The organism is Pseudoalteromonas undina (assembly GCF_000238275.3).
Lineage (GTDB): Bacteria > Pseudomonadota > Gammaproteobacteria > Enterobacterales > Alteromonadaceae > Pseudoalteromonas > Pseudoalteromonas undina.
On record NZ_AHCF03000003.1, the window covers coordinates 1736325 to 1762518 of the forward strand.

Consider the following 26194-nt stretch of genomic DNA (forward strand, 5'->3'; position numbering starts at 1 on the left):
ACCTTTTATTAAAGTGAAATTATGAAACAAAAACAATTTTCTATGCCCGATGCCAGCATTATTTTGCTGTGTGTGGCAGTGATTGCCTATACAGCCACGGTATTTATTACCCCCGGGGTATTTAATGCAGAGCCTGACAGCCATACCGTACAGCTTTCACAATATCAAGCCGTTAACGACCAACAATCACCACCTGTTTTTGCACAAGGTGGCGACATTGGTTTAGCAAATGTATTGTTTGAAGGCTTAGTGTCGGGTGATAAATATGGTGCAGCGATTGGCGTAATGGCGTTTATTTTAATCACTGGCGGTGCCTTTGGCATTATTATGAAAACCGGTGCGATTAATAACGGCATTATGGCACTTATTAATAAAACCAAGCGGGTTGAATGGCTGTTTATTCCCTTACTGTTTTTACTATTTTCGTTAGGCGGCGCGGTATTTGGTATGGGCGAAGAGGCTATTGCATTTTGTATTGTGCTGCTCCCTATTATGCAACAACTTGGCTACGACGCTAAAGTCACTGTACTTACAACTTACGTGGCCACGCAAATAGGCTTTGCCACCTCATGGATGAACCCTTTTAGCATTGCTATAGCGCAATCGATAGCTGAAATCCCAGTATTTTCTGGTGCGGGCTTTCGTATGTTAGCGTGGGCTTGTTTTACCCTTGTAGGCCTCGTGTTTACAATGCGCTATGCAAAACGGATAAAAACACAATCCCAAAAAACGGGTGATCAGCCAACGATTAAACTCAGCCTAGCCGATGCACTCACATTATTAGTGTTTGTATTGGGCATAGCTTGGGTCGTATGGGGGGTGATGGCGCGCCAATATTATATTCCTGAGCTTGCTGCACAGTTTTTTTGTATTGGCCTTATCAGTGCAATAATTGCCATCGTGTTTAAAAAGCTAACCGCGAATGAGTGCGCGGATGCGTTTAAACACGGTGCACAAGAATTATTGCCAGCGGCGTTATTAGTCGCACTGGCTAAAGGCATTGTATTACTATTAGGCGGTAGTGATTTAACCACTCCCTCAACTCTCAACACCCTGCTTTATTACTGTGCAAGTAGCATAGCCAGTGTGCCAGATTACATTGCAGCTTGGGGAATGCTGGTGTTTCAAAGTGTATTTAACTTTTTTGTTTCATCGGGTTCAGGGCAAGCTGCCATCACTATGCCGTTAATGTCTCCACTTGGCGATTTGCTCAATGTATCAAGGCAAATTGTAGTATTGGCCTTTCAATTAGGCGATGGATTAACCAACATTTTAACTCCCACCTCAGCTAGTTTAATTGGTTGTTTAGGGGTCGTGAAATTAGATTGGGGAGAATGGGCTGCGTTTATTTGGCGCTTTGCTCTAGCACTTTTTGTATTAGCAAGCGGCTTTATATTTCTTGCTTACTTTATTAATTATCAATAAAAAGAATTTGTTATGTTAACTTTAATTCAAGGTGCAAACGTTTATGCACCTACCTACCTAGGCACACAAGATGTTTTAATTGGCGGTGGTAAAATCATTGCTATTGACGAAAATATAATCCTCGACAGCAGTGTACTCGTCAAACGAATTGACGGTAAAAATAAGCTTGTTACGCCGGGGTTTGTTGACTCGTTAGTGCATATTACCGGTGGCGGTGGCGAAGCTGGATTTGCCAGCCGCACCCCTGAAATGAACCTAACCGATGCAACCTTATCGGGCACTACCACAGTGGTGGGCGCACTGGGTACCGATTCAAGCTCACGTACGCTTACCAATTTGGTTGCCAAAGCAAAAGGCCTAAAAGAGCAAGGGCTGAATGTATTTTGCCATACCGGTTCGTATCATTTACCCGCTAAAACTCTTACTCACTCAATCACTGACGACATCATGTATATAGAGGAGTTTATAGGTGTTGGCGAAGTGGCTATTTCTGATCATCGCAGTAGCCAACCTACGGTCCAGCAATTAGCAGAATTGGCAGCCGAGGCCAAAGTAGCCGGTATGCTCAGTGGTAAAAAAGGCACCGTGAGTATTCATGTCGGCCCTGTTGATAGTCACTTGAGTATTTTGCATCAGGTGGCTCAGCAAAGTGATATTAAGCTTAAACAGTTTTACCCTACGCATATGAACCGCAATAAAGCACTTCTTGATGCCGGTATTCACTTTTGTGATCAGGGCGGTACTATCGACTTTACCACCAGCACCACCGACTACGATTTAGCACATGGTGAATATGCAGCAGCCCATGCCCTTGCCTACTGCTTAGAACAAGGCGTAGCACCAAATCAACTCACTATGAGCTCAGATGGCCATGCTAGTTTACCTATTTTTGATAAAGACTTTAATTTATTAGGGCTTGAGGTGGGCAAAGAGGCATCCCTACTGAGTTCGTTTCAGCAAGCAGTCAAAGAATATAACGTCCCTATTGAGCAGGCTTTAATGAGCATAACCAGTAACCCTGCCGATATTTTAGGACTTGATAAAGGCCGCCTTAAAGCAACAAGCGACGCGGATGTTGTGCTTCTTGATAAAGAGACCTTAACCCCTGAGTATGTATGGGCTAACGGCACTTTAATGGTGCAAAACACCCATGCAGTCATAAAAGGAGTGTTCGAGTAACACGCAATGCTGCTGAGAATGCTCAGCAGCATAAAATGCTAGATACTGAGTTATCCTAAGTGCCCACTTTCATAAATTGGGGTTACCCAATATTTTAACGGCGTGTACTTACAAACAGGACTTAGCGCCGTTTTTACTATGGCAAGTTCTGATAATAAAATATGCACCTCAAATTGATAAAAACTGCGATGCCCTTCTACTTGCTCGGCAATATCAAACTCGCTGTGCTCTTTGCTATAGCCTTGAATTTTTTTTAAGTTAAAGCCGGTTATACAGTCTATGCCTATTAATATATCAACTACGTCATCTTTTATATTTGTGGGTGCATTTAGGGTAAAAAGTAACTGTTCAGCCATGTTTCTTCTCCAACCAACCATAAAAGATAGGTAATAAATAAAGTGTTGTAATAGTGGAGGTAATTAACCCGCCAATAACTACGATAGCTAATGGCTTTTGTATTTCAGCCCCTGGACCTGTTGCAAACACCAACGGCAATAAACCAAACATAGCGGTTGTCGCGGTCATTAATACAGGGCGTAGCCGCCTACTAGCACCATCTAAAATGCACTGCGTTACATTTGCAGCAAACATTTTAGTTTGTTCAAAATAGCTGATCATCACAATCGCATTAAGTACGGCTACCCCCAATAGGGCAACAAACCCTACCGATGCAGGCACCGATAAATATTCATTACTAATATACAAAGCAATCACCCCGCCCATCAGCGCAAACGGGATATTGGCAATAATCAGCATTGATTTAGATAGCGATTTAAAGGTAGTAAATAAAATAATAAATATTAATATTAACGCCACAGGAATGAGTACTAATAAATTTTGCGTTGCGCGTTGCTGACTTTCAAACTCGCCACCAAAAGATAAAGTAAATCCACTGGGTAACTTTATATTACTGCTAATTTTAGCTTTAAGTTCATTCACGTAACTCACCACATCACGGTTATCTACGTTGACGCTAACTGAGGCAAAGCGCTTAGCCTTTTCGCGCTCTATTAACAATGGCCCTGTTTTAAAACCAATACTAGCAACGTCTTCAAGCGGCATTAAGCTATTATCTGGCATTAAAATAAGGCTACTTTTTAGCGCTTGAATAGAAGATAAATCCACTAATTGGTTTTTAGCTGTGGCACTATTAAATACAATAGGAATAACACGGTTACCCTCTTGCAGCGTAGACACCTGTAATCCTTCAAGCTGAGACTTTAAATACTCACTTAATGTTTGCGTTGTTAAACCAAATTGACTCGCAACCTCAGGGTTAAGCTTAATATTAACGTATTTGCCCCCTTCAATAAGCGCCATTTGCACATCACTTGCCCCCTCAATACGATTTGCAAGCGCAGTGATTTTTTCTGCAAGCGATGACAAGGTTGCAATGTCGTTACCAAACACTTTAATTGAAATATCGCCAGTGCCACCCGTTAGCATTTCTGATACGCGCATTTGAATAGGTTGAGTAAAGCCAATATTAACACCTGGAAATTGCGCAAGCGTTTGGCGAATATGCTCTATTAGTTGCGCTTTTGTAGCAAAGCGCCATTGCTCTTTTGGTGCCAGCTCCATAAACACATCGGTTTCGTTTAATCCCATAGGATCAAGCCCCAGTTCATCCGATCCAGTACGCGCGACAATTTGCACTATTTCAGGAGTGTTTTTTAATAAGGTTGCTTCAATCTGCTTGTCTATATCAAGGGAAGCTTGCAATGAAATACTGGGAGATTTTTCAAGTTGAACAATAATGTCGCCTTCATCTAGCACTGGCATAAAGCTTTTACCAAGTCCCTGAAATAACACGCCACTGAGGATCAGTACCATTATTGAAGTAACACTTATTAGCATTGGCTTTTTAATCGCCTCAGCAAGGGTTTTACTATAAAAGCCTTGTAACAACGTCACCATTTTAGGCTGTTTTACGGGTTCATTTTTCAACAATAGCGAGGCTAAAATAGGAATAACTGTAAGCGATAACAATAGCGCACTTAACATAGCAAATACGATAGTGAGCGCTACAGGGGTAAATAATTTCCCCTCAAGCCCGGTGAGCATTAACAGTGGTGAAAATACAATAATAATAATGATAGTGCCTGAAAAAACCGGTGCAGCAACCTCTTTACAGGCGCGATAAATAACATGTAGCCTAGGTAAATGTTGATTATTAGCCAGCCGATTTAAAATATTTTCAACAATGACAACCGATGAATCCACCAGCATACCAATTGCTATCACTAAGCCCCCTAAGCTCATTAGATTGGCTGATAAATTAAACTGTTTCATCATAATGAAAGTTAACAGCGCCGACATAGGTAATGATAACGACACCAATAAAGAGGAGCGAATATCCCCTAAAAACAACGCCAATAATATAATTACTAAAATGATAGCTTGGCCTAATGCGCCGGTAATTGTGCTAATTGCGGTGTTAATAAGATTAGAACGATCGTAAAACACGTTTATGCTGGTACCTTGCGGCAGTGAGGCTTCGATTTGGCGCAGTTTACTTTTTACCTCTGTCACCACTTGCGCTGTGTTACTATTTTTAAGCGCAATAATTAGCCCTTGAACAGCTTCTTCGCTATTTTTAGTCACAGCTCCATAACGAGTTAAACTTCCGACATCAACATTGGCCACATCGCTTAAGCGGATCACTTTATTTTGTGTTGATTTAACGACTGTATTTTTGATGGCCTCTAAATCGCTATATTTACCCTCAGTACGCAAAATTAACGTATCGTTGCCTTTTTCTAAGCGCCCTATGCCACCATTTTGATTGGTTTGCACTATCGCCTCTCGCAGTTGTAAAAAGCTAACTTGATGCTGCTGCATTAATAAGTTATCAGGGGCGATAGTAAACGTTTTTGCATAACCGCCTAAGCTATTTACATCGGCTACGCCACTCACGGTTCTCAATAATGGCCGTATTTGCCAATCAAGTAACTCTCTTTTTTCAATCAGCGATAAGTTAGGGCTTTCTATGGTAAACATAAACACTTCAGACAGCGGCGTACTCATTGGTGCCATACCACCACTAATATTGGCAGGTAAGCTAGGTAAAATATTTAACAGCCGCTCGTTTACCTGTTGGCGCGCCCAGTAAATGTCAGTACCTTGTTTAAAGTCAATGGTAATATCGGTAATCGAATACTTGGTGGTAGAACGCAACATATGCTGAGCAGGAATGCCCAGTAGTTCGGTTTCAATAATGCGCGTTACTTGGGATTCAATTTCAAGGGCGTTCATACCCGGTAATTTATAAACAATTTTTACTTGGGTAGGCGATATTTCAGGAAATGCATCCACCGGAATACTCAACCACGAGCGAGCCCCTATAACCATAGCAATAATGGCAAAAATACTAACAAACAATCGCTGCGTTAGTGAAAACTTAATAAGCAGGTTCAACATTTATTCTCTCCCTAAATGCAACAGCATTCCCTGCAATGCACTTACTGAGCTAATTAATACTTGTCGGTTATTTAAGGGGATATTGGCGCTAAAAATAAAATCTTGATTACGTGAACCAATTAACTGTACAGGCACAAACTCAAGGTGTTCGTCAGCTTTAATGGCAATATAATTGGTATTTTCAAACTCAAATAGTGCCGATTTGGCAACGCTGTAACCCGTTATTTTTTTAACCGGAACCGCTTTAATACTCTGCCCTATAGTTAAGTTACATTGTGCAGAGCTTGGTGATGCCCAAATAGTTTGATGGTACTTATTAGCAATATTGTCTACGCTTTTAATTTTGAGTTGGCACTGCTCAGAAACCCTAAAATAAGATACCCCTTTGCCCAAGCTAATAGGAACAGTAAACTTAACCTCAATACTATTAGGGTCAAGAATGTCGAATGCTCGTTCGCCTAACATACGATTTGCCGCTTGAGTAGGAAATTGTAATATCCCTGTTTTTGGGCTGATCAAGCTCACGTTTTCTTGCTCATCAACCTGCAAATAGCGCATTTGGTGATTTAAATGCTCAAAGCTCAGTTTAGCTGCATAGTAACTTTGCGTAATAGTGACCCACTCAGAGCTCCTAATAATTTTATTTTTAAGGTGCACCTTGTTTATATCATAATGGCTCTTAGCTACATTAAGCATGTCTTTTGCTGATTGGTAAGTGTCTAAAAAGTGCTGAACATCACTGCCTTGAACAGTTGCAACAATAGCGCCTTTTTTTACATGACTCCCGTTAGCGTATAGATAATTAATTTGCGCGACATCAAATGCAAACAATACCGTGTAATTTATACCCGGCTTATAACTCACTTCCCCCATTACACTTTGAGCATCAATAAAGTCTGTAGCATGAGTGGTGGCAAATTGAGTATCAAACCCGCTTAATTCGCTAATCGGAATGGGAGCAAGCGTTTGCGCGGCTGACACACGGCTAATAGTTAAACAGGTCAGCATAGCGATAAATAATAACGCGTTAGAGTGTTGAACAAAATTACATCGTATTTTTGTATAATTTAACTGCATTTGGTTTGTTCGCATGTGATTAATTTTATAGAATAACCATGCCTTTTTTACGGGGTTATCGCATCAGGCAAACGCCTTAACATGCCAATAAACCTTAATTTTTGTATCACAGTACATATGTCCATTGTAAATTTAACTTACTGATAATAGAGAATTTAATGAGAGATAAAATAATTGCAGCAACACTATTGATGATCATGGTGTTAAATTTTTTTGACGTGATCATGGATTTAAAATTAGGAGTGCCGCAGTGGCATATTTTTACTGAGAGTTTAATTGTGGTTATTTCTGGCTTGGGTGCTCTGTATTTAATTAAAGATATTAACGCACGAACCAAAAAAATTAATAACCTCAAGCGCGAGTTAAACAACTCTATGACTCAGCTAAACAATATATCGCAGGAAATGAAAGACGCGCGCCATCAATACAGTGGTGTTATACAAACTCAATTTTCTCAGTGGACACTCACTCGCAGCGAGCAAGAGGTCGCTATGTTATTACTCAAAGGACTTAGCTTTAAAGAAATTAGCGCACTTAGAAGCACTAAAGAAAAAACAGTACGCCAACAAGCTTCAGATATATATAGTAAAGCGGATGTAGAGGGCAGACATGAGTTTGCCGCATGGTTTTTGGAAGACTTTATGCAGCAAAGGCACTATGCGCATTCAAGCTCAGCCATTAACTAATGCAGTGACTATCGCATTTACTTGTGCGCTATTTTAGTCAGCATTAAAGTGGCAGCTAAATTTCGCCATTATGACTCAGGACTTTAAAGCTCAAGGTCATATTTTAGAAAATAGTAATTACGTTGTATTAGTAGTTAATTATATCGTTACAGAAACGATTATGTTTTTAATAAAAATGGGCCCAATTACAGCAAAGCCTCAATCTGATTTAGACTAATAATAACGCAGTTTTTAACAATACTCGTTTTTGAAAGTTACTTTTACCTATAAAAAAACGCCTTAGCTTAATAAACTAAGGCGTTTTTAGTGTTATACGCTTAAATTAAAAAGTATATTTTGCACCTAAAGATAGGCGGCGTCCTTTAACATCGAAAAATTCTCCATCGTCGTAAGTGAACGGGTTACGTGGTGGTTCACGGTCAAATATATTGTTAACACCAACACGTAACTGTAGCTCATCCATTAGATAAGTTTTGTACATGAAATCAAATGTTGTGTAAGACGGGATATCATTGTAGTTGTTGTCTTCAATGGTCCAGTCGTTATCATTAACAGTTGCATGACGATAGTTCATGGTTAGCACATACGCTGAGTCATCATGAGAATAAACGGCATTAAAACGGCCCTTCCAACGAGGTGAAGCTATTTCGCCTACATCAGTTCTAAAATCTTCAGCACGGCCAGTTGAATTACTATTGTCATCAATAAGGTACGTTGCCGTTAATTTTAGTGCTAAGTCACCAGAGAACAGTTCAGTACGGTATGCAGATTCAACATCTACGCCTTTTTTGTTAATAACAGCGGCATTTATAGGACGAGTAAAGAAGTTTTCAATTTCACCCGTTTCTTTATTACGCACAACGTTACTGCAGAAAGGGTTATCTAACGATGATGACTCATAACAAAGCTCAACACTGTTACGGCCAAAGTATTCAATAGCGCCTTCTACTTCGAATGACCAGTAATCAAGCGTTATATCTAGCCCTTCCACGAACTCAGGTGTATAAATTAAGCCAATGGTGTAATCGTTAGATGTTTCATTTTCAAGGTTTTGGTTACCTTGAATATAGCCTGGTAAGCTACCACCTGAAAGCCATTCATCTGATGGCATCCAGCCTTCAGGAAGCCCTGCTGCTTGGCAGTTTTTGATTACATTATCTTTATATTTACTGCCTGATTCAGCGATAGAGTCAGCTCTACACACATCCGCGCGACCTGAGCTAAACGTTTTTGAGTTAGGCGTGAATAAATCCCCTAGGTTGGGAGCGCGTACTGATTTAGAACGGTTTAAGCGTATACGTAACTCATCAGTTACACCCCAGTTTAGGGCTAATTTCCAGGCATTATCTTCACCCGTTACCGAGTAATCCATGTAACGAAATGCTGTTTCAAGGGTTAAATCCGTTGTTAGGAAGGTTTCTTCTAATAATGGAATTGAAATTTCAGCTGAGAGCTCATTTACATCAATCTCACCATCCATTGGAAGGCTTGAATTACCAAAAATTAAGCCTTTTTGCATATTTTCAGACGGTGTAATAGTTGCTGACTCACGGCGGTGCTCAGCGGTAAATGCAGCTGCAACATAACCGGCAGGTAGCTCAAATAAGGCGCCATCTAAAGTAACAGCAAACACGGCTTGATCGTGTTGTGCAAAGCGCGTTGCATCAGTCGCTATATAGTCTAACTGTGCTTGTGTTGCCGAAGTCGCGCCCATTGTGTTAAATGGTGTACAACCAGAGATAGCCCCAATAACTTCGCCGTCTGCATTACGCTTAGCACATACTACATTGCCTTGGTATTCAACGGCATCAATAGAGTTAGCCAAGTTTTGCGTTAATACTTCGCCAGTCCAAAGAGTATCTTGCTCGATGCGACCAAATTGTGCGTAAGCAGAGTAGCCCCAGTCATCACTTAATATACCTTCAGCGCCTATTGAAGTACGGAATACTTCACGCTCTTGGTTATATGCACGATCGCCCCATAAGTTTTCGTTAGCTTGGCGAAGTGTGACTGATGTCAGCCCATTGTCGTCCATTACTTTAGCCATATCGCTTTTTATAAATGCATTGTCGCGACGTATTGTATGGCGGAAGAAGGCTGGAGAGCTCTCTGTGGTTGCATCAGTTTTTGAATAAGTAAAGTCAAAAGTAAGTGCATGGTCGTCATTAAGTTCATAAGTACCATACGCTGAAGCAATCATACGATCTAGTGGCGTTTGAAAGTACTCTTTATAGCCGTGGCCAAAAACACCATCGCCTTGATTTTGACCATCTTGGAAGTAGCCTGTAGCGTCTCGCCCAACTCCTGGGTTTGGAATACGACCTAAACCATAGTCAAACGGTTTTAGGTTACCATTTGCATCAAAAGTGTAGTGGTGATTGTCATAGCCGTTATCAGCAAAGGCGTCTTTGGTAAAAAAGTCACCACCTTCTGAGTAGTAAGCAAGGCCAGTTGGTTGACCTAAAACAACACGTGAAGGGATACCGTCGTCACCACTTGTATTTGCAGGGTTTGCGAATGAGTTCACAGGGTTACGGTAAAAATCACGGCTCAGCTTGCCATAGCTTTTGTTTTCTGTGTAATTAAATGAAGCAATAAAAGAGAGTTTATCGCCTTCCATACCACCTGTAATTGAGAAGTTGTTTTGCTCGCCGCCACTTTGCTCTGGACGTACAGTAGAAACATCAAGTTCAATCCCATCCATTGATTTTTTAGTAATGATATTTACAACACCAGCTACAGCATCTGCACCGTAAACGGCTGCAGCACCACCTGTAGCAATCTCGATACGCTCAATCATTGTGGTAGGAATGTTGTTTAAATCAACTGCAGTGTCACCCACAGAACCAGGCACAAAGCGACGGCCATTAACAAGCACTAATGTACGCTCTGATCCCAAACCACGAAGATCGGTTGTGTTAAGACCTGACGCATAAATAGTGTTAGTCGTTGTTTCTGGTGATAGGCCAACCGTCGCTTGTGGCATTTCTGCAAGCAAATCATTAACGTTAGTAATACCTTGGTTTTCCATCTCAACGCCGCTGATCACAGTCACAGGCGTTGGCGAGGTTAGGTTAAAGCGCTTAATTTTTGAACCAGTCACTTGAATGCGTTCAACTGGTTTAGCATCTGCTGTTGACTGAGCGAATGCACTCGATGCGCCAATAGCACCTGTTACAAGTACTGTATTAACTGCTGCTGCGATAAGATTTATTTTTTTCAACATAACACCTTTCTTTTTACAGAGTGACTTAGTTTGTGATCTCTGCTAGTTAGCCTGAGGAAAAGTTACTTTTGCTAAGCCATTATTTACATGAACGTTAAATATATGCCTTACAATGTAACCAAATGTAATTTATCAGCATTTTTAACACAGGAATAAAGTTGAGTCTCACCAGCCAACAATGTGTCAAATGTTAAAGATAAGTTTTTTATGTTTTTTTTATGAATAATTATTGGTAACACGCTAATTTAAAATGATTTTTTTTGTAAAAATAGATTTACGAACCCAGCATTAACGTAAATAACACCAAAAAAAACAAGCCAAATTAACCTCTTGATAATATTATATAAATATAAAAGCTTTATTTTTAATCAATAATGTTAAAAACGCTCAAAAACTAGCGTTCACTTTTTGTGCGCTTGGTTCTTTTTAGGGAACTTTATTTAGAGGGCTTACTTTTAATGGTTAATTAAACCTCGATGCGCGCACTTTTTAACCGGGCGTTTCTTCGTTAACAACATCGTTTATAGCAAAATCGAGTTTGATACTTGCACTCGTATTTTTTAGCAATTTAGGTATAGTTGCTGCAATATTTTAATAAATCGGATTTTACATGACTCACTCTACTTATCCTATTGGCACACCCGGCAAGCAATGGAATCACGAGGATAAAGCGCATTGGCTGGCATGCCAAAGTATCAAGCGAAGCTATCAACAAGAAGTCGTAACATTAATTGATGAACTTAAAAGCACTCTAGAAGTACAGCAATACGGTGAGCTTAATTATGCCGCAGGTAGCTACCCTTTGTACGCGTTAAAAACCACTGATTTTGATACAAACAAAGCCACTGTTTTAATTACTGGCGGCGTACATGGCTACGAAACCAGTGGTGTTCATGGCGCTTTAAGGTTCGCTAAAACATTGGCAAATAAGTACGCTGAGCACTTTAATATTGTAATTACCCCCTGTATTAGCCCATGGGGCTATGAAACAATTAATCGTTGGAACCCTGATGCGGTCGACCCTAATCGCTCTTTTTATCAGGGCAGCACAGCACAAGAATCAGCGGCAGTGATGAACTATGTGCAATCTTTAAATACTGATTTAATCGCGCATATAGATTTACATGAAACAACAGATTCGGATAACAGTGAATTTAGACCTGCACTTGCAGCACGCGAAGGCAAAGTAAACACCAATTGGAATATTCCAGATGGCTTTTATTTAGTGGCTGATAGCAACAAACCTGAACCCGCTTTTCAAAAAGCAATTATTGAACACGTTGAAAAAGTAACGCATATTGCACCTAGTGATGAAAACCAGCAGTTAATTGGCGTTCCACAAACACAATTTGGGGTAATTAATTATGCAGGGCGTGATTTAGGCTTATGTATGGGATTTTCTGAAGCTGCGTATGTCACCACCACTGAAGTATATCCAGACAGTGCAACGGCTAACCCTGAAGAGTGTATATTAGCGCAAGTTGCTGCAATTTCAGGTGCCTTAGACTACATTATTAATAAGTGACCAATGCAGTAGATAATGAATAAAAGGGGCGGCTATTGAAATTTGAAAATAACTACGGCAGTTATAGCTTGCGCGTTGAAGGTAATATAGCTATTGGGCAGTTTAAAGGTAACTTAAACCCTCAGTTATTAAATCATTTTAAAGCCGCTTTATTAAATACCATTGAACCGTTTAAGCATTTGCCTTGGGGTTATATTAGCCACTCTCCCGAAGTGATTGCTGCTACCCCCGATGCTGAAAAAAACATGATAGATGTAAGCCAAACAATGGGGATTAATAACTGTTTGATCAGTGCGTTTGTCCTCACCTCGCCTATTGCTATAAGACAACTACAACGGATTATGCACAGCTCAGGCCGTGATGCTCATTTACAAGAATGCCTGTTTGCTGATTTTCAAAGCGCCAAAAAATTTGTAATTAAGCAGCTAGCCCTAGCCGAGTCAGGTTGTTAACTGGCTAGGACTCATACTTTATTAATTTTTATAAAACTGACTGTCTTTGGTAATAGTAATTGCAGGATCTTCTTGCGAAGTGATCACAAAACTCAGCTTACTCACTTTGCGTGCTAAGTCGTAACCGTCTGCGGTCACCGTTACCGGCACACTTTTCATCAGCCCAGGCTCTACTAATATAGCATTTGGGCTTTGCAATGTAGCCCCCTCTAAACCGCTAATTGAAATTGAATAATGCAGCGGTTGCTGAGTTTTATTGATAATAGTAAGTGTGTAAGGATTTTCAACTAAGCCTTCGTAATTTACCCGATACAATGCGTTTCTATCTCTAAGCACCGAAGCTTCTATAGGGGTGCGTTGTAACATCCAAGCAAACATAGATAAAATTAATAGCGCAGTTAACGCCCCATAACCTACAAGTTTAAGCCTAAATGGATTAGTTTTTTGCCCTGCCATTTGCTTTTCACTAGCGTATTTAATTAAGCCTTTTTCGTAGCCAAACTTATCCATGGTGTCGTCACAAGCGTCAATACATAAACCACAGTTAATACATTCATATTGCAAGCCATTGCGAATATCAATCCCTGCAGGGCATACCTCCACACATAAGTTACAGTCTACGCAATCACCTAAATTAAGCGCTTTAGGTTCAGCTTTGCGTTTACGTGGGCCACGATTTTCACCCCGCTCACTATCGTAAGTAACTACCAGCGTATCTTTATCAAACATCACCGATTGAAAGCGAGAATACGGACACGCCACAGTACACATTTTTTCACGTAAAAAGCCCGCATTTCCATAAGTACAAAACGCAAATAAAAATACCCAAAAACTGGTGATCCCAGACCACTCTAAATTTAACATTTCGAGGTACAAGGTTTTAGCGGGGATAAAATACGCTAAAAATGAGGTCGCCGTGAGTACCGAAATAACCAGCCAAGCACTGTGCTTAGTGATTTTTTTTCGCCATTTGGTAATATCCCATGGGCTCTTATCAAGCTTAATACGCTGGTTACGCGTACCCTCTATACGTTGCTCAACCCAAGAAAACATTAACATCCAAATGGTTTGTGGGCAGGTATAACCACACCATACTCTGCCAAGCCAGTTGGTAACAAAAAATAGGGCAAACGCTCCCACCATAAACAGCATGGCTAAAATCATAAAGTCTTGAGGGAGCAAGGTAAGGCCAAAAATAGTAAATTTTTGGGTGGCCACATCCAATAAAACCGCTTGCTGACCGTTATATTGAATCCATGGAATGGCAATAAAACTCAGCATTAACAACCAGCCTAAATTGCGACGTATACGTTGAAAAAAACCTTTTTGCTCGCGTATATAAATTGGCCCCTCTTCTTTATAGGGCTTAATGATCATGTCTTCTTCTTTAATATCAAACTTCATGTTACTTACTTCATAGTGACGGGTATTAAGCAAGCATTTGCAACTTTCAGACCACACTGAAAGCTAACTTAAAACATTGATATTAAATGATTTTAATAATAAAACCGGACTACAATATCGCGACATTTAGCGACTGTCGCGATATATCACGGATTAACTCTGGCGACGCAGTCCTAATTTTTGCATTTTTGAGCGTAAGGTGCTCTCTGGTAAGCCCAACTTATTTGCCGCGCCTTGTTCACCTGCAATTTTCCAATTACACAGTGCTAATACGCTGCTTATATGCTGTTTTTGTGCTTCATCAAGTGTAAGCGTTGGGTTTATGGCGTTATCACCGCCCGCTTTAAGCGATTGACTTAACTGTAATGTAGAGTGTTTAGATAAAATAGCTTCTCGTTCGAGTACATTTTGTAGCTCTCTAATGTTACCTGGCCAGTCATAGGCTTGTAATTGCCTGATCGCTTTTGTACTTAACCCTTGCAATTGCTTACCTAAGCGCTTGTTTATTTGTGCAATTAAGTTTTGACACAAGTAAGGAATGTCTTCTTTTCGCTCTTTAAGTGCAGGCACATGAATAGGAAACACATTTAAACGGTAATATAAGTCCATTCTAAACTGCCCTGCTTGTACCATTTCCCACAAGTTACGGTTGGTTGCAGCAATGATGCGAATATCAACCTTTAGGGTTTGACTACCGCCAACGCGTTCAAATTCACGCTCTTGTAATACCCTTAATAGCTTACTTTGGGACTCTAACGGCAGCTCTGCGACTTCATCTAAAAATAAGGTGCCGTGATCGGCAAGTTCAAAACGTCCTTTACGACGCTCGTTAGCGCCAGTAAACGAGCCCCTTTCATGCCCAAAAAGTTCTGACTCTAATAAACTTGGGGTGAATGCCGCACAATTTACTTTTATAAATGCTTGTTCGTTGCGCTTACTGAGACGGTGCAAGTTACGCGCTACCAACTCTTTGCCAGTGCCATTTTCACCAAGAATGAGTACGGTGCTATCGGTTTCACTCACTAACTGTATTTGATCTAACATGCGTTGGAATACAGCGCTGTGGCCAACCAGTCCTGAATCTTGCCAATCCTCGTTAAGCTCGGCAATAAGGTAATCGTTCTCATCTTTTAGCTGCTCGCTTAGATGCTTTACTTGAGCTAACGCTTCGTGCAACTGGGTTTGCGTTTGCTGTTGTGCTGATATATCGCGAAATACTGCCACAGCACCAATAAGCTGGTTATTTTTATAAACGGGAGTGGAGGTGTACTCAACTGCAAAGGCACTACCATCTTTGCGCCAAAATACTTCGTTTTTTACTTCGCGGCGTTTGCCATCAAACATAGTGCAATAAATTTTGCACTCATCGGCAGGGTAAGGGGTGCCATCGGCATGACTATGATGATGATATTGATGTATTTTTTTTCCTAATAATTCATCGGCCGTCCACCCAGTCATTCGCTCTGCAGCTGGGTTTACAAATACCGCATTACCGGACAAATCAAATCCATATATACCCTCACCCACCGCATTGAGCAATAAGGTGGGATCGTTTAAAAAGTTTTTTATCATAATAAAAGCTCGCGAAATATCGCGAGTATTATGCCAATTTTATCCTGCTTTAGCACTTAATAATGGCTAAATAACGCCTTAATATTTATTTTGGCGTCTAAACGCGCTGCAATTAAATATAAGCCGGCTAATTTACGATGAATAAACAATGCATCCACAGGTGGAGTATGCCACTGCTGCGACTGTGCGCTTAACTGTAATCCGGCATCTTTGATGTTGCTAGCAAGTTCACTGTTTTTAAAATCAAACTCACCATTATAGCGAAGTGGCTCGCAAGCCATTAAAAATAGATCAATTACTTTTTCTTTATAGTCATCTTTTAGAGCGTCTTTAAAATAGCCAATAGCAGTGGCAGCATTGAGCACGCCTTCACGATCATTATTACTGCCAGCTTTAAACAGGGCTAAATAAGCATCACTAAGGGTAGCCGTTATTTCTCGGGTGGCACCAAAATCAAATAACACAATTTTTTGTGACTCTGGTTGGTAATGGTAATTAGCAAAGTTAGGGTCGGTTTGAATTAACTTAAACTCAAACATTTCTTTAAAAAACAAATCAATTAGTTGCTCTGCAACAAAGCATCGCTCAGCAGCCGGTAAATCACAAATACTTTCTATGGGTTTAGCGTCAACATACTCCATTGTAAGTACCTGTGAAGTACTGTGCTCTACATACACATTAGGCACTTTAAAGTGGGTGTTAGTCGATAATAAGTTTTTATAGCGTACTAAATACTGAGCTTCTAGGGTGTAATCAGCCTCAGCTAGTAACTGCGCTTTCGCTTCTTCAACTAAGGGTTTTATATCCAATTCTTTAGGTAATAATCGCGATAAAGTAAGTAAAGTGATCACATTATCCACATCGCTTACCACACTTTTAGCAATACCTGGATATTGAATTTTAACGGCTAATTGATCACCATTTTCTATATAAGCTAAATGAACCTGCCCAATTGATGCAGCTGCAAACGGTCTTAGTTCAATATGAGAAAAACGCGATAACCAGTCATCCCCCCATTGCTCTTTTAGCACGCTCACTAATTGCTTATGTGGCATTGGGTTTGCGTCGGCACGCAACAAAGACAGTAACTGCGCAAGCTCGGGAGTTAATAAGTCGCCAGCATCCATTGAAAGTAACTGCCCAAGCTTCATTGCCGCACCGCGAAGATGCGACAGCTGAGTGGCTAAGTTTTCAATATTTTTAGGCTGGAGTAATAAGCTCTTATTATCCCAACCTTTACCACTAAGCGCACTTTTGGCACCGCCCACTAACATATTTGTGGCAACGCCGGTGGCTAATGAGCCTAACTTTGCAAATCGTGAAAGTCGAGAGGTGGGAACGGATCGCTCATTAGCCATAATTAACCTAATCTATTAATAATAAGGTCAATTAATACGTTTTATTACGCTTATTAGATCTAAATTATAACCGAGGTACTAGCTTAATCGCGCCTTCGACTACTTTTAAATCTAAGGGTAAATTACTTAACAGTGCCATTTTAGGGTCGTTCATATTTAACTTATAAACAGGGTTAACCGCTAAAAATGCATTCATGACATCCATCGCTTCGTTATCCAGCACTTCTAAATTACCTTTAAAACCCCCGGCATCGATACTTGAATCGCGTAACTTAACATTACGTAAAAATACGGCTTTTTTCTCGCTATCATAAAAAGGCGTGCCTTGTATTTGTAACTTTAAACGCACAGGATACTTTAATGCAAAGGCATTAATCTCGGCGCTCGAATCAGCACCTAATAAAACATAATCACTGTTGTCGGGACCAATATTAACGCTTAAATCATTTACATCAAACTGCACAGGTAAGCCCATCAGGCTAACTTTTTCACTTAATTTAGGTAACTCTTTATTTAGTAACGACTCAACCTCTGAATTTGTAAATGAATAAACCGAAATACCCTGAGTGCTGTTACAGGCAGTTAAAAATAATAGTGAAATAAAAACAAAAATTTTCATGCAAAACCCTATTCATTAATCATATTGGCAGTAAGTAGCCATAATAAGAAACCGCTTTAATAGCGGTTTTTTTATTTTAGTTGATAAAAGTTAATTTACAGCAAAAATAACTTTTAACCTTGCTAGTGTGTCAGTTGTGACTGAACCTTCGCTGAGTGCAATTAATTGCTTTAAATAATAGTTTAAATCAGCGTGGTCTCCACGGTGCTTGTCATCTAGCATTGCCACTTGCTCAACCATTCTTTGCACTGAGTCATGCGAACTAACGTTGGCTAGTATTTCCATACGCGTTAGCAACTGCTCGATACTTAATGACGTTTTTACCACACCAGTATACTGACTTGGCACTGGTTCATTATTCTCAAGCGCAACAAATAATGCGTTTAAGTTAGCTTGTTCGTTTTTGGCAGCTAATCCGGTTAGCTTTTCATCTATAGCTGACAATAAAGCGGATACTTTAGGCGTTAACGATTTAAATGGCATATACCCTTTAACTTTGGTTTGCAGATCCAGTAATTGGGCTTTACCTTCAACACTATTTAAAACCGCTTCGAGCTCATTTAGTTCGGCTGTTGCTAGCTTATCTGATTCACCTTGCTCGCGTTTTTGCTGCTCAAACTCTTCGCTGCGTTTAGTGAATGTTGCATCATTAAACTCACGGAATTTTTGCCATAGTGCATTCTCAGCTTTTAAGCCAGCAAACCCTATACTCTGCCATTGTTGCTGTAACTGCTTTAACTGCTGACACGCCTCTGCTAGGTTTTCACTTTGAGATAGCTGTTGCGCTTGCTCAACGAGCTCATTTTTAAGTGCGGCATTGCCTTTATGAAACGCATTAAGTGAAGATACAACTAGCTGCTGTTCTGCCTTATAACGCTCGTTTAAAATTCGGTATGTTTTAGGATCAACTTTACCTACACTACGCCATGCTTTTTGTAATCGGTTGTAGTGGCTTTCAAATTGTTTCCAATCTAAATCAGCATCCTCTGTCGCTTGTAAATGCAGTGCATGCATTTGCGCTATTAGTTGCTCACGCTCTACTTTAGCCGCTTCACGCTGGATTTCTTGCTCTGCGAAATAACTACGACAAGGTGCGAACAATAGCTCAATTTTTTCATCAAACTCATTTCCTTGCTGCTTTTCTTGCTCTGTATCAAGGCGACCTAGTTCATTCCAACGCTTACGCAATACTTTAACTTGGTCAGCACGCTGTTGCGGATCGTTACAAGGCTCATCAACTAGCAGTGTTACTTCTTCTAAAAGTGCAGTGCGTTTAGGGGCCGCTGCATACTTTTGCCAATCTTTAGCATCAGCTAGCTGCGCTTCTAGATCAGCTTTTAAGTTAACCAGCGGCTGTTGGTATTTCTCAGTTAGGGCATTAAATAGCTCTTCGAAGCCTTTAAATACACCAAATGCAACATTAAAACGCCCTTCTTCAATTAAACGTTTAACATCACGCGCTTTTCGCTTAGCTTGGCTTTGAGTTTTTTCTAGCGGCTTAGTGAGTTCGCTCATTGAAGCTAAGAACTGCTTCTTATGCGCATTAAGCTGAGTTTTGAATGACGCTTGTAAATCAGCGCTAAGTAAATTTAAGTGGCTGCGTGCAGTTTTAAAGGTATTATTGAATGCTGTTAACTGTTGATCGTAATCGCTAAGTTGCTCTGCAGGTTTTATTTCACTAAGCGCATTGTAGGCAATTTTATATTCTTTAATCGCCGCAGTTAGCTCAGGCAACTTAGCAACTTGTGAGAATAATTGCTCAAGCTTATTAATCACTTGTTTTGATTGCTGATCAGCCACCAGTTCCGTTTTATCTAGCGTGTCTTTCGCTTGCGCTACTTTTGCATTAAGCCAGTCTTGCTGAATTTGCTCTGGCGTTTCTAACCCTAACTGTAATGCATTCTCAATTTCTTCATTTAATGCTTCTAACGTAGCTAACGCTAACACTTGGCGCTGTTGCTGAGCTAAACGTTGCTGCTCTACTTCGTGCTGCGCTTTTAGTATGGCAATGTGGGCATCAAGCTTATCGGTAATTGAAATATACTTAGCATCAAGGGTTTTTACATGTTCTTCACTTAGCCATTTTAATTCTAGAGCTTGCCATTGTGCCATGAGCTCTGCGGCTTGTGGGTCAACAATGGCGTAGTCGTGTTTATCACGCAATGCATTAAGCTTGGCTAAAATAACACGGGTTGCGTTTTCAACTTGCGATGGCATTTCAAGTGCTAAACGCTCGTTTTCAAGATGACTTTCAAGCGCTACTTTAGCTTCACCTTGAGCATGCTTTAACAGTGCTTTAGTTAACTGCTGAGTAATCACTAAATCAACTAACTGCTTTTGCAGCTCTTCATTGGCTTCTTTAAAGGCTTTTTCAATCAGTTTAGGGTTTGCTAGGCGTTTTAAGAGCTTAACTCTCACTTGCAGTTCTTTTTCTGCAAATGCTAGTTTTTCAAGGGTTTTAATCGGTGCAAAGCGTTCAATATACTCATTTTTAATCTGTGCCGATAAGCTACTTTCACTGTTTAATACAGCAGACGAAATTTGTTGCTCAGCCACATCTTTTAATGCCTGATCTTGCTTGTAAGCTTTCCACCAAAGCGGTAAATCGTTTACTTTTTGCAGTGCTTTACGACGAATTTCAGCCGATGAGTCTTCAAGCGCTAAGGTGCTTAAAATTGTTACGTCGCGTGCTACATCAAGTTTTTCAATCGCATCTAAACGAACTTGTTGCTTCGGGTGTTTCCATTTTGGTGTAAAAAGGTGTTTAAAGATCATTTTCACTGAACCTAGCTATTTCGTTATCTGATTTAAATTCTTTTTGTAGTTGCGCTTTGGTTTTTTGGATCATTTCTCCATCTGCACCAATGGTAAACTGCTCGTTTGATTGTGCTACTTTTGCTTGATACAACATCACAAGTTGGACTGTTTGTTGTTTTTGTTCATCTGATAAAGGTGTGCCATCTGGCCACTTTCCTGTTGATGCGCCATATTGTAGGCGCTCAAATAATTCTGGAGTAATATTCTGTACTAAGTTGTCAATATTCATGTCATTTTTTCTTTTTCAGAGTCACTAAAATAATACGGTTAATAAGGTACCAAATACAGCCAATGCCTATAGCTGAGGTATACGCATACCACTGAAGTGTTTTTTCTTGAGGTTGTAGGAAGTACAAACAAAAGAAGCCACCTAAAAATAAGATCAGCGCTAAAAAGGAGTGGTTCATAAACATTTGCTGCTTTTTAATTCGCTGCTCACGTTGAAGTTGTTGAACTTGCTCGGCATTTAATTCAGCAACGTTACTTTGGCAATGTGGACACTGCGGATGTTTATCTGAAATTGATTTTGCACATTTGGGGCAACGAATAATCGCCATACATCTCTCTCCATACTACGCATAAAAAAAGCGCCTTTCGGCGCTTTTCATTGTACTTGTTTTATTGCTCTTTGTCTTTTTTGAATTTAACCCAATAGTTCATATTAGGTTATTAGGGTCTGTTTATTCAGCGTCTTTTGATTGCTTTTCAAGGCGCTTTTCCCAGAAGGTAGCATTTTTAATCCCTAACTTAACGGGATCAAATATGATTTTTCCACCTTTTTTCTTTTGTTCTTCATAATCGCTCAAACATGATAAGGCCGGTTTAGCGACAAAGAAAATGGCTAATATACCCAATATGTTGATCCACGCCATTAAGCCAACGCCTATGTCGCCAATAGTCCATATATAACCGGAACTGTTAACCATGCCGTAGGCTACCATAAACATAATCATAAGTTTTACCACTACAAGCGGAATACTTCCTTTAAAGTAGCGATTTAAGTACGCGATATTAGTCTCAGCAATGAAGTAATAAGCAAGTATAGTGGTAAAAGCAAAGAAGAATAAAGCGATACCTACAAACGCTTCTCCAAAGCTACCAAATACACTAAACAACGCCATTTGGGTAAATGCTGCTGACCCCACTTCAGTTGCCGCATCAACATTTTGTATAATGAATTGACCCGCAGGTAATTCACCAACAATGTTGTATTGCTGCGTTATTAAAATCATTAATGCAGTTGCTGTACAAACAAAAAGTGTATCAACATAAACAGAAAAAGCTTGCACTAAACCTTGCTGTGCAGGGTGATCAACTTCTGCTGCCGCCGCAGCATGAGGACCTGTACCTTGACCGGCTTCATTAGAATAGATACCACGCTTAACACCCCAAGCAATTGCAGCACCAAAGCCTGCTTGGGCTGTAAATGCATCACCAATAATAAGCGAGAAAATGCCTGGTACTTTGTCTATGTTTAAAAATACGATAATTAAGGCCAATACGATGTAACCAAGCGCCATAAATGGCACTACAATTTGGGTAAAATTAGCAATGCGCTTTATACCACCAAAGATAATAAACGCTAAAACGATTAGAATAATGGCCAATGCAACGAGTTTAAAACTGCCTACGTCACCAAAAGTTGTAGAGACCATAGTGCCATCACCAAATACTTGAGTGAATGCGTTGCCCACAGCATTTGCTTGCACGCCCGGCAGAAAAACTCCACAGGCTATAATTGCCGACACAGCAAATAAAACAGCCAGCCACTTTTGCCCTAAACAACGGTCAAAATAATAGGCTGGACCACCGCGGTATTGCCCGTCTTCTTCTAGTTTATAAATTTGACCTAATGTTGACTCAGCGTATGCAGTGCTTGCACCTAAAAAAGCAACAACCCACATCCAAAAAATAGCGCCAGGGCCACCAAAACCGATTGCGGCTGCAACACCGGCAATATTACCAACCCCTACTCGGCCAGACAATGAAACAGCAAGAGCTTGAAAAGATGAGATCCCTTTTTCTGAGGTATTAGGGCTAAATAGTAGCTTACACATTTCTTTAAAATGTCTAACTTGAGCAAATCGAGTTAGTACGGAGTAAAATAAGCCTGCGCCTAGGCATAAATAGATGAGTGCATTACTCCAAACAACATCATTAACGGCGCTTACAAAAGCTTCCATGAACATCCTCACAGTTATATTTATTATTATTAATTACCATACTCTGCTACTCAGAATACCTGTCATAAGCTTTACGAAATAAGGGGTTAATCTTTTTCGTCTTTCTTATTGCTCAATCGATATTAACTTAAGTACCCAACCTTGTTAACAGTTAATTTTCAAACAACTTATTGTTTATTTATATTGAGCCTGCTAAGACAACGTTTAACTGAGTGGGAATTGATTAAAATTATAGGTCATTAAATCTGTCGAGAAGGTGTATTGAAACGTTTTAGTGTTATGGTGGGAAATGATTTTTATTTTTTGATACGGCCGGTTTAGCCTAAAATAAAAAGGGCATCAAAATTATTGATACCCTTTAAAACAAGCGTTTTATCTTAAGTTGTCTACAACATTAACAATGGCTGCTAAGGTATCTTGACCAAATTGATATGAACGACGATCTGACCAGCCGTAATCTGGATCAGGTAAGTCATTATTATCTTTAAATGGCATTTCAACGGTGTAAGTTAGTGCTTTAAATTCTTCAGCGGTCGCTGATGAGCCTACTGTTAAATTAGCTTGACCTGGTTCGTCTTTATCGTAGCCATGCGTATCTTGAAACTCTGGAGTAATAGTTAAAAGCGCGGCTTTAAAGCTGTCTTCAAGGCCTTTTAGGCGTGCATCATAGCTTGGTATGCCTTCACTACCGGCAACAAAGTTATATGGAATGGCTTCATCCCCGTGAATGTCAAGGTGCATATCTAAACCTGCTCCTCGCATTTTATTAAGCACTAAGTAAACTTCAGGACTATTTTCCATGCTTGGTGTTTGCCATTCACGGTTTAAGTTAACCCCTTTAGCATTAGTACGTAAGTGACCACGTGCACTGCCATCTGGATTCATATTTGGCACTACATAGAATACCGCTTTTGATAGTAAGGCTGCTGCATGTGGGTCTTCATCATCAAGCAGCTTGTGTAATAAGCCTTCTACAAACCACTCTGCCATAGTTTCACCCGGGTGTTGGCGAGCCGTGACCCAGATGATTTTTTTATCTGCACTTGGCTGACCAATTTTAAGCACGCTCATATCACGGCCATCAAGGGTTTGACCTAGCGTCTCTAACTGACAAAGCTCTTGGCTTTGTGCCCATGATAATAAGTCTAAATGGCGGTCGTAGCTGTAAGGAGCAAAATAGGCAAAGTAAACGCTGCTACACTCAGGCTCAAGCTCAAATGTTAGTGTGCCATTTTCATACGAAGACGGTACACGAAACCATGTTTGACGGTCGTATGAGGCAACAGCTTGGTAGTCTACCCAACCATCTGGGTATGCAGACTTATCAAGATTATTAATATTTAACTGATGTAATTGATAAGGCGTTGTTTCAAGACGAAAGTGAAACCACTGATAAAACTCAGACTGATGATCTTTATTAATTTCTAACTGAATATTTAACGGATCGGTGGCTTCAATAACTTTAATATTACCACTGTCAAAATTGCTACTGATTTTCATTACAACAAACCTATTAGTTAACTGTGTGTCTTGACCAAAGGATTTAGCCAAGAGGTAAGTACGTATTAATGCACTTTAAACGGTTATTACTACGTACTCAATTTAATAAAGCGTACCATAACCACTACACTTTAAAAATCTTCAGACCTAAAAAAGCCAGCAAGTGCTGGCTTTTTTTAATTGCTCAAGTGTTTATCGAGGTAAGCTTGGGAATGAGACTTCTGCCATATCGCGCATACAGCGAACTACCTGACAGCTATAACCAAACTCATTGTCGTACCATACGTAAAGTACAACACGGTTTTCATCAACAATCGTTGCTTGAGAATCAACAACACCTGCGTAACGACTACCCACTAAATCGGTAGACACGATTTCAGTTGATGCTGTGTAATCGATTTGATCACGTAGGTCTGAGTGAAGTGCTGTTTCACGTAAAAACGCATTAAGTTCTTCAACCGTCGTGCTCTTTTCAAGATTCAAGTTTAAGATAGCTAACGATACGTTTGGTGTAGGTACACGAATTGCGTTACCTGTTAGTTTACCTTCAAGCTCTGGTAATGCTTTAGATACCGCTTTAGCTGCACCTGTTTCAGTGATAACCATGTTAAGTGCCGCAGCACGACCACGACGTTCTGCTTTGTGGTAGTTATCAATTAAGTTTTGGTCATTAGTGTATGAGTGAACTGTTTCAACGTGACCATTCTTAATACCAAACTGATCGTTTAATGCTTTCAATGTTGGCGTTATTGCATTAGTTGTACAGCTTGCAGCACATACAATTTTATCTTCAGGTAAAATATCTTGGTTATTTACACCGTAAACGATATTTTTAATGTTGCCCTTAGCTGGCGCTGTTAATAATACTTTTGCAGCACCTTTAGATTCTAAGTGTTGACCAAGGCCAGCTTCATCTTTCCAAATACCTGTGTTATCAACAACAAGTGCATTTTCGATACCGTAGGCACTGTAATCAACTTCGCTTGGCGAATTAGCGTAGATAACTTGAATGTAGCTACCGTTAGCTTTAATAGCATTACGTTCTTTATCAATAGTAATTGAACCATTGAACGGACCGTGGATAGAATCACGACGCAATAAGCTTGCACGTTTTTCTAAATCGCCGTCTTTACCACCACGCACAACAATAGCGCGTAGGTTTAAGTCGGCGTATGGGCCTGATTTTTCAATTAACAAACGTGCTAATAAGCGGCCGATACGACCAAAGCCGTAAAGTACTACGTCACGTGGCGCTTTAGGCTCAGAATTAACAATTTCAGCTAGCTCGTCTTTAACGAACTCTTCTACTGAACGGCCATTCGCAGCATCTGTGTATAAATAGCTGTATGCTAATTTACCAATATCGATACGGGCAGAATTTAATTCCATTTTGCTGATAGCTTCTAAGAATGGGAAGCTTTCACGTAGGCGAAGTTTAGTTCCTTCAAACTGGGCTACTGATTTATGAGACTTAATAATATCAATAGTGCTTGAGTTTACTAATGGACGGCCGTAAACAGCGATTTCAATACCACGATTACGGTACAATTTACCAATAATTGGTTGCATGCTTTCAGCGTAATCTTGACGTTCTTGCCAGCTACTTGTGTATTCTAACTCGTGAGATGAGGTCATTTTTTTTACCTAATTAAACAATTTTGAACGGATAGCCTAAGAATGTATCGAATTTTGAGAGCAACACATTCATTCGGGCAGGCCTATTCTAATTTAATCTCATTTTATTCTCTACT

At 40.1% G+C, this 26194-nt stretch carries 19 protein-coding genes; 5 read left to right on the top strand and 14 right to left on the bottom strand.

The window, feature by feature from the left end; genetic code table 11:
* The first annotated feature begins 21 nt into the window (after positions 1-21).
* Both yfcC and iadA read left to right on the top strand, forming a co-directional pair.
* On the top strand, positions 22-1425 hold the full coding sequence (yfcC, locus tag PUND_RS11615) for a putative basic amino acid antiporter YfcC (protein ID WP_010392843.1): 1404 nt from the start codon (positions 22-24) through the stop codon (positions 1423-1425).
* A 12-nt stretch (positions 1426-1437) separates the two neighbouring features.
* Positions 1438-2604 carry a beta-aspartyl-peptidase gene (gene iadA, locus PUND_RS11620; RefSeq protein ID WP_010392845.1) on the top strand — a complete coding sequence of 389 codons (1167 nt, stop codon included), beginning with the start codon at positions 1438-1440 and terminating at the stop codon, positions 2602-2604.
* A gap of 50 nt (positions 2605-2654) precedes the next feature.
* Here the strand turns inward: iadA and PUND_RS11625 are convergent, their stop codons facing one another.
* The 3 genes from PUND_RS11625 to PUND_RS11635 are packed head-to-tail and all read right to left on the bottom strand — an operon-like array spanning position 2655 to position 7101.
* The gene (locus PUND_RS11625) at positions 2655-2960 is read right to left on the bottom strand and encodes a DUF3240 family protein (RefSeq protein ID WP_010392847.1); all 306 of its coding nucleotides are present in this window, start codon (positions 2958-2960) and stop codon (positions 2655-2657) included.
* Positions 2953-6024 carry an efflux RND transporter permease subunit gene (locus PUND_RS11630; RefSeq protein ID WP_010392849.1) on the bottom strand — a complete coding sequence of 1024 codons (3072 nt, stop codon included), beginning with the start codon at positions 6022-6024 and terminating at the stop codon, positions 2953-2955. Before PUND_RS11630 ends, PUND_RS11625 begins: the two co-directional genes overlap by 8 nt.
* Positions 6025-7101 (bottom strand): efflux RND transporter periplasmic adaptor subunit, encoded by a 1077-nt coding sequence (locus tag PUND_RS11635; protein ID WP_157600350.1) that lies wholly within the window; start codon positions 7099-7101, stop codon positions 6025-6027. It lies immediately after the preceding gene.
* 158 nt (positions 7102-7259) lie between these two features.
* Between PUND_RS11635 and PUND_RS11640 the strand changes: the two genes are divergently transcribed.
* On the top strand, positions 7260-7787 hold the full coding sequence (locus PUND_RS11640; RefSeq protein WP_010392853.1) for a helix-turn-helix transcriptional regulator: 528 nt from the start codon (positions 7260-7262) through the stop codon (positions 7785-7787).
* Positions 7788-8109: 322 nt separating this feature from the next.
* Here the strand turns inward: PUND_RS11640 and PUND_RS11645 are convergent, their stop codons facing one another.
* Positions 8110-11013: a TonB-dependent receptor plug domain-containing protein gene (locus PUND_RS11645; protein WP_010392856.1), complete on the bottom strand. Its 2904-nt coding sequence runs from the start codon at positions 11011-11013 to the stop codon at positions 8110-8112.
* Positions 11014-11623: 610 nt separating this feature from the next.
* Here PUND_RS11645 and PUND_RS11650 point away from each other — a divergent pair.
* Both PUND_RS11650 and PUND_RS11655 read left to right on the top strand, forming a co-directional pair.
* Entirely contained in the window at positions 11624-12538 is a 915-nt protein-coding gene (locus tag PUND_RS11650; protein ID WP_010392858.1) for a M14 family metallopeptidase, read from the top strand.
* 35 nt (positions 12539-12573) lie between these two features.
* The gene (locus PUND_RS11655) at positions 12574-12990 is read left to right on the top strand and encodes a hypothetical protein (RefSeq protein ID WP_010392860.1); all 417 of its coding nucleotides are present in this window, start codon (positions 12574-12576) and stop codon (positions 12988-12990) included.
* A 21-nt stretch (positions 12991-13011) separates the two neighbouring features.
* Here the strand turns inward: PUND_RS11655 and ccoG are convergent, their stop codons facing one another.
* The 10 genes from ccoG to PUND_RS11705 all read right to left on the bottom strand — a co-directional run bounded on the left by ccoG (position 13012) and on the right by PUND_RS11705 (position 26078).
* Entirely contained in the window at positions 13012-14394 is a 1383-nt protein-coding gene (gene ccoG / locus PUND_RS11660) for a cytochrome c oxidase accessory protein CcoG (protein ID WP_010392863.1), read from the bottom strand.
* 153 nt (positions 14395-14547) lie between these two features.
* A complete protein-coding gene (locus PUND_RS11665) occupies positions 14548-15966 on the bottom strand; it encodes a sigma-54 interaction domain-containing protein (protein ID WP_010392864.1) in 1419 nt (472 codons plus the stop codon).
* A 56-nt stretch (positions 15967-16022) separates the two neighbouring features.
* The gene (locus tag PUND_RS11670) at positions 16023-17324 is read right to left on the bottom strand and encodes an ABC1 kinase family protein (protein WP_010392867.1); all 1302 of its coding nucleotides are present in this window, start codon (positions 17322-17324) and stop codon (positions 16023-16025) included.
* A 64-nt stretch (positions 17325-17388) separates the two neighbouring features.
* Positions 17389-17943 carry a YceB family lipoprotein gene (locus PUND_RS11675; RefSeq protein WP_010392868.1) on the bottom strand — a complete coding sequence of 185 codons (555 nt, stop codon included), beginning with the start codon at positions 17941-17943 and terminating at the stop codon, positions 17389-17391.
* Between the two features lie 90 nt (positions 17944-18033).
* Positions 18034-20718 (bottom strand): DUF349 domain-containing protein, encoded by a 2685-nt coding sequence (locus PUND_RS11680; protein ID WP_010392871.1) that lies wholly within the window; start codon positions 20716-20718, stop codon positions 18034-18036.
* Positions 20708-20989, bottom strand: a complete 282-nt coding sequence (locus PUND_RS11685) for a YeaC family protein (RefSeq protein ID WP_008114080.1) — start codon at positions 20987-20989, stop codon at positions 20708-20710. The genes PUND_RS11680 and PUND_RS11685 overlap by 11 nt, the downstream gene beginning before the upstream one ends.
* Before the next feature lies 1 nt (position 20990).
* The gene (locus tag PUND_RS11690; protein WP_008114079.1) at positions 20991-21317 is read right to left on the bottom strand and encodes a hypothetical protein; all 327 of its coding nucleotides are present in this window, start codon (positions 21315-21317) and stop codon (positions 20991-20993) included.
* Positions 21318-21440: 123 nt separating this feature from the next.
* The gene (locus tag PUND_RS11695; RefSeq protein ID WP_010392877.1) at positions 21441-22943 is read right to left on the bottom strand and encodes an alanine/glycine:cation symporter family protein; all 1503 of its coding nucleotides are present in this window, start codon (positions 22941-22943) and stop codon (positions 21441-21443) included.
* A 372-nt stretch (positions 22944-23315) separates the two neighbouring features.
* Positions 23316-24443 (bottom strand): M14 family metallopeptidase, encoded by a 1128-nt coding sequence (locus tag PUND_RS11700; RefSeq protein ID WP_010392879.1) that lies wholly within the window; start codon positions 24441-24443, stop codon positions 23316-23318.
* A 192-nt stretch (positions 24444-24635) separates the two neighbouring features.
* The gene (locus PUND_RS11705) at positions 24636-26078 is read right to left on the bottom strand and encodes a glyceraldehyde-3-phosphate dehydrogenase (RefSeq protein WP_010392881.1); all 1443 of its coding nucleotides are present in this window, start codon (positions 26076-26078) and stop codon (positions 24636-24638) included.
* Positions 26079-26194: the final 116 nt, after the last annotated feature.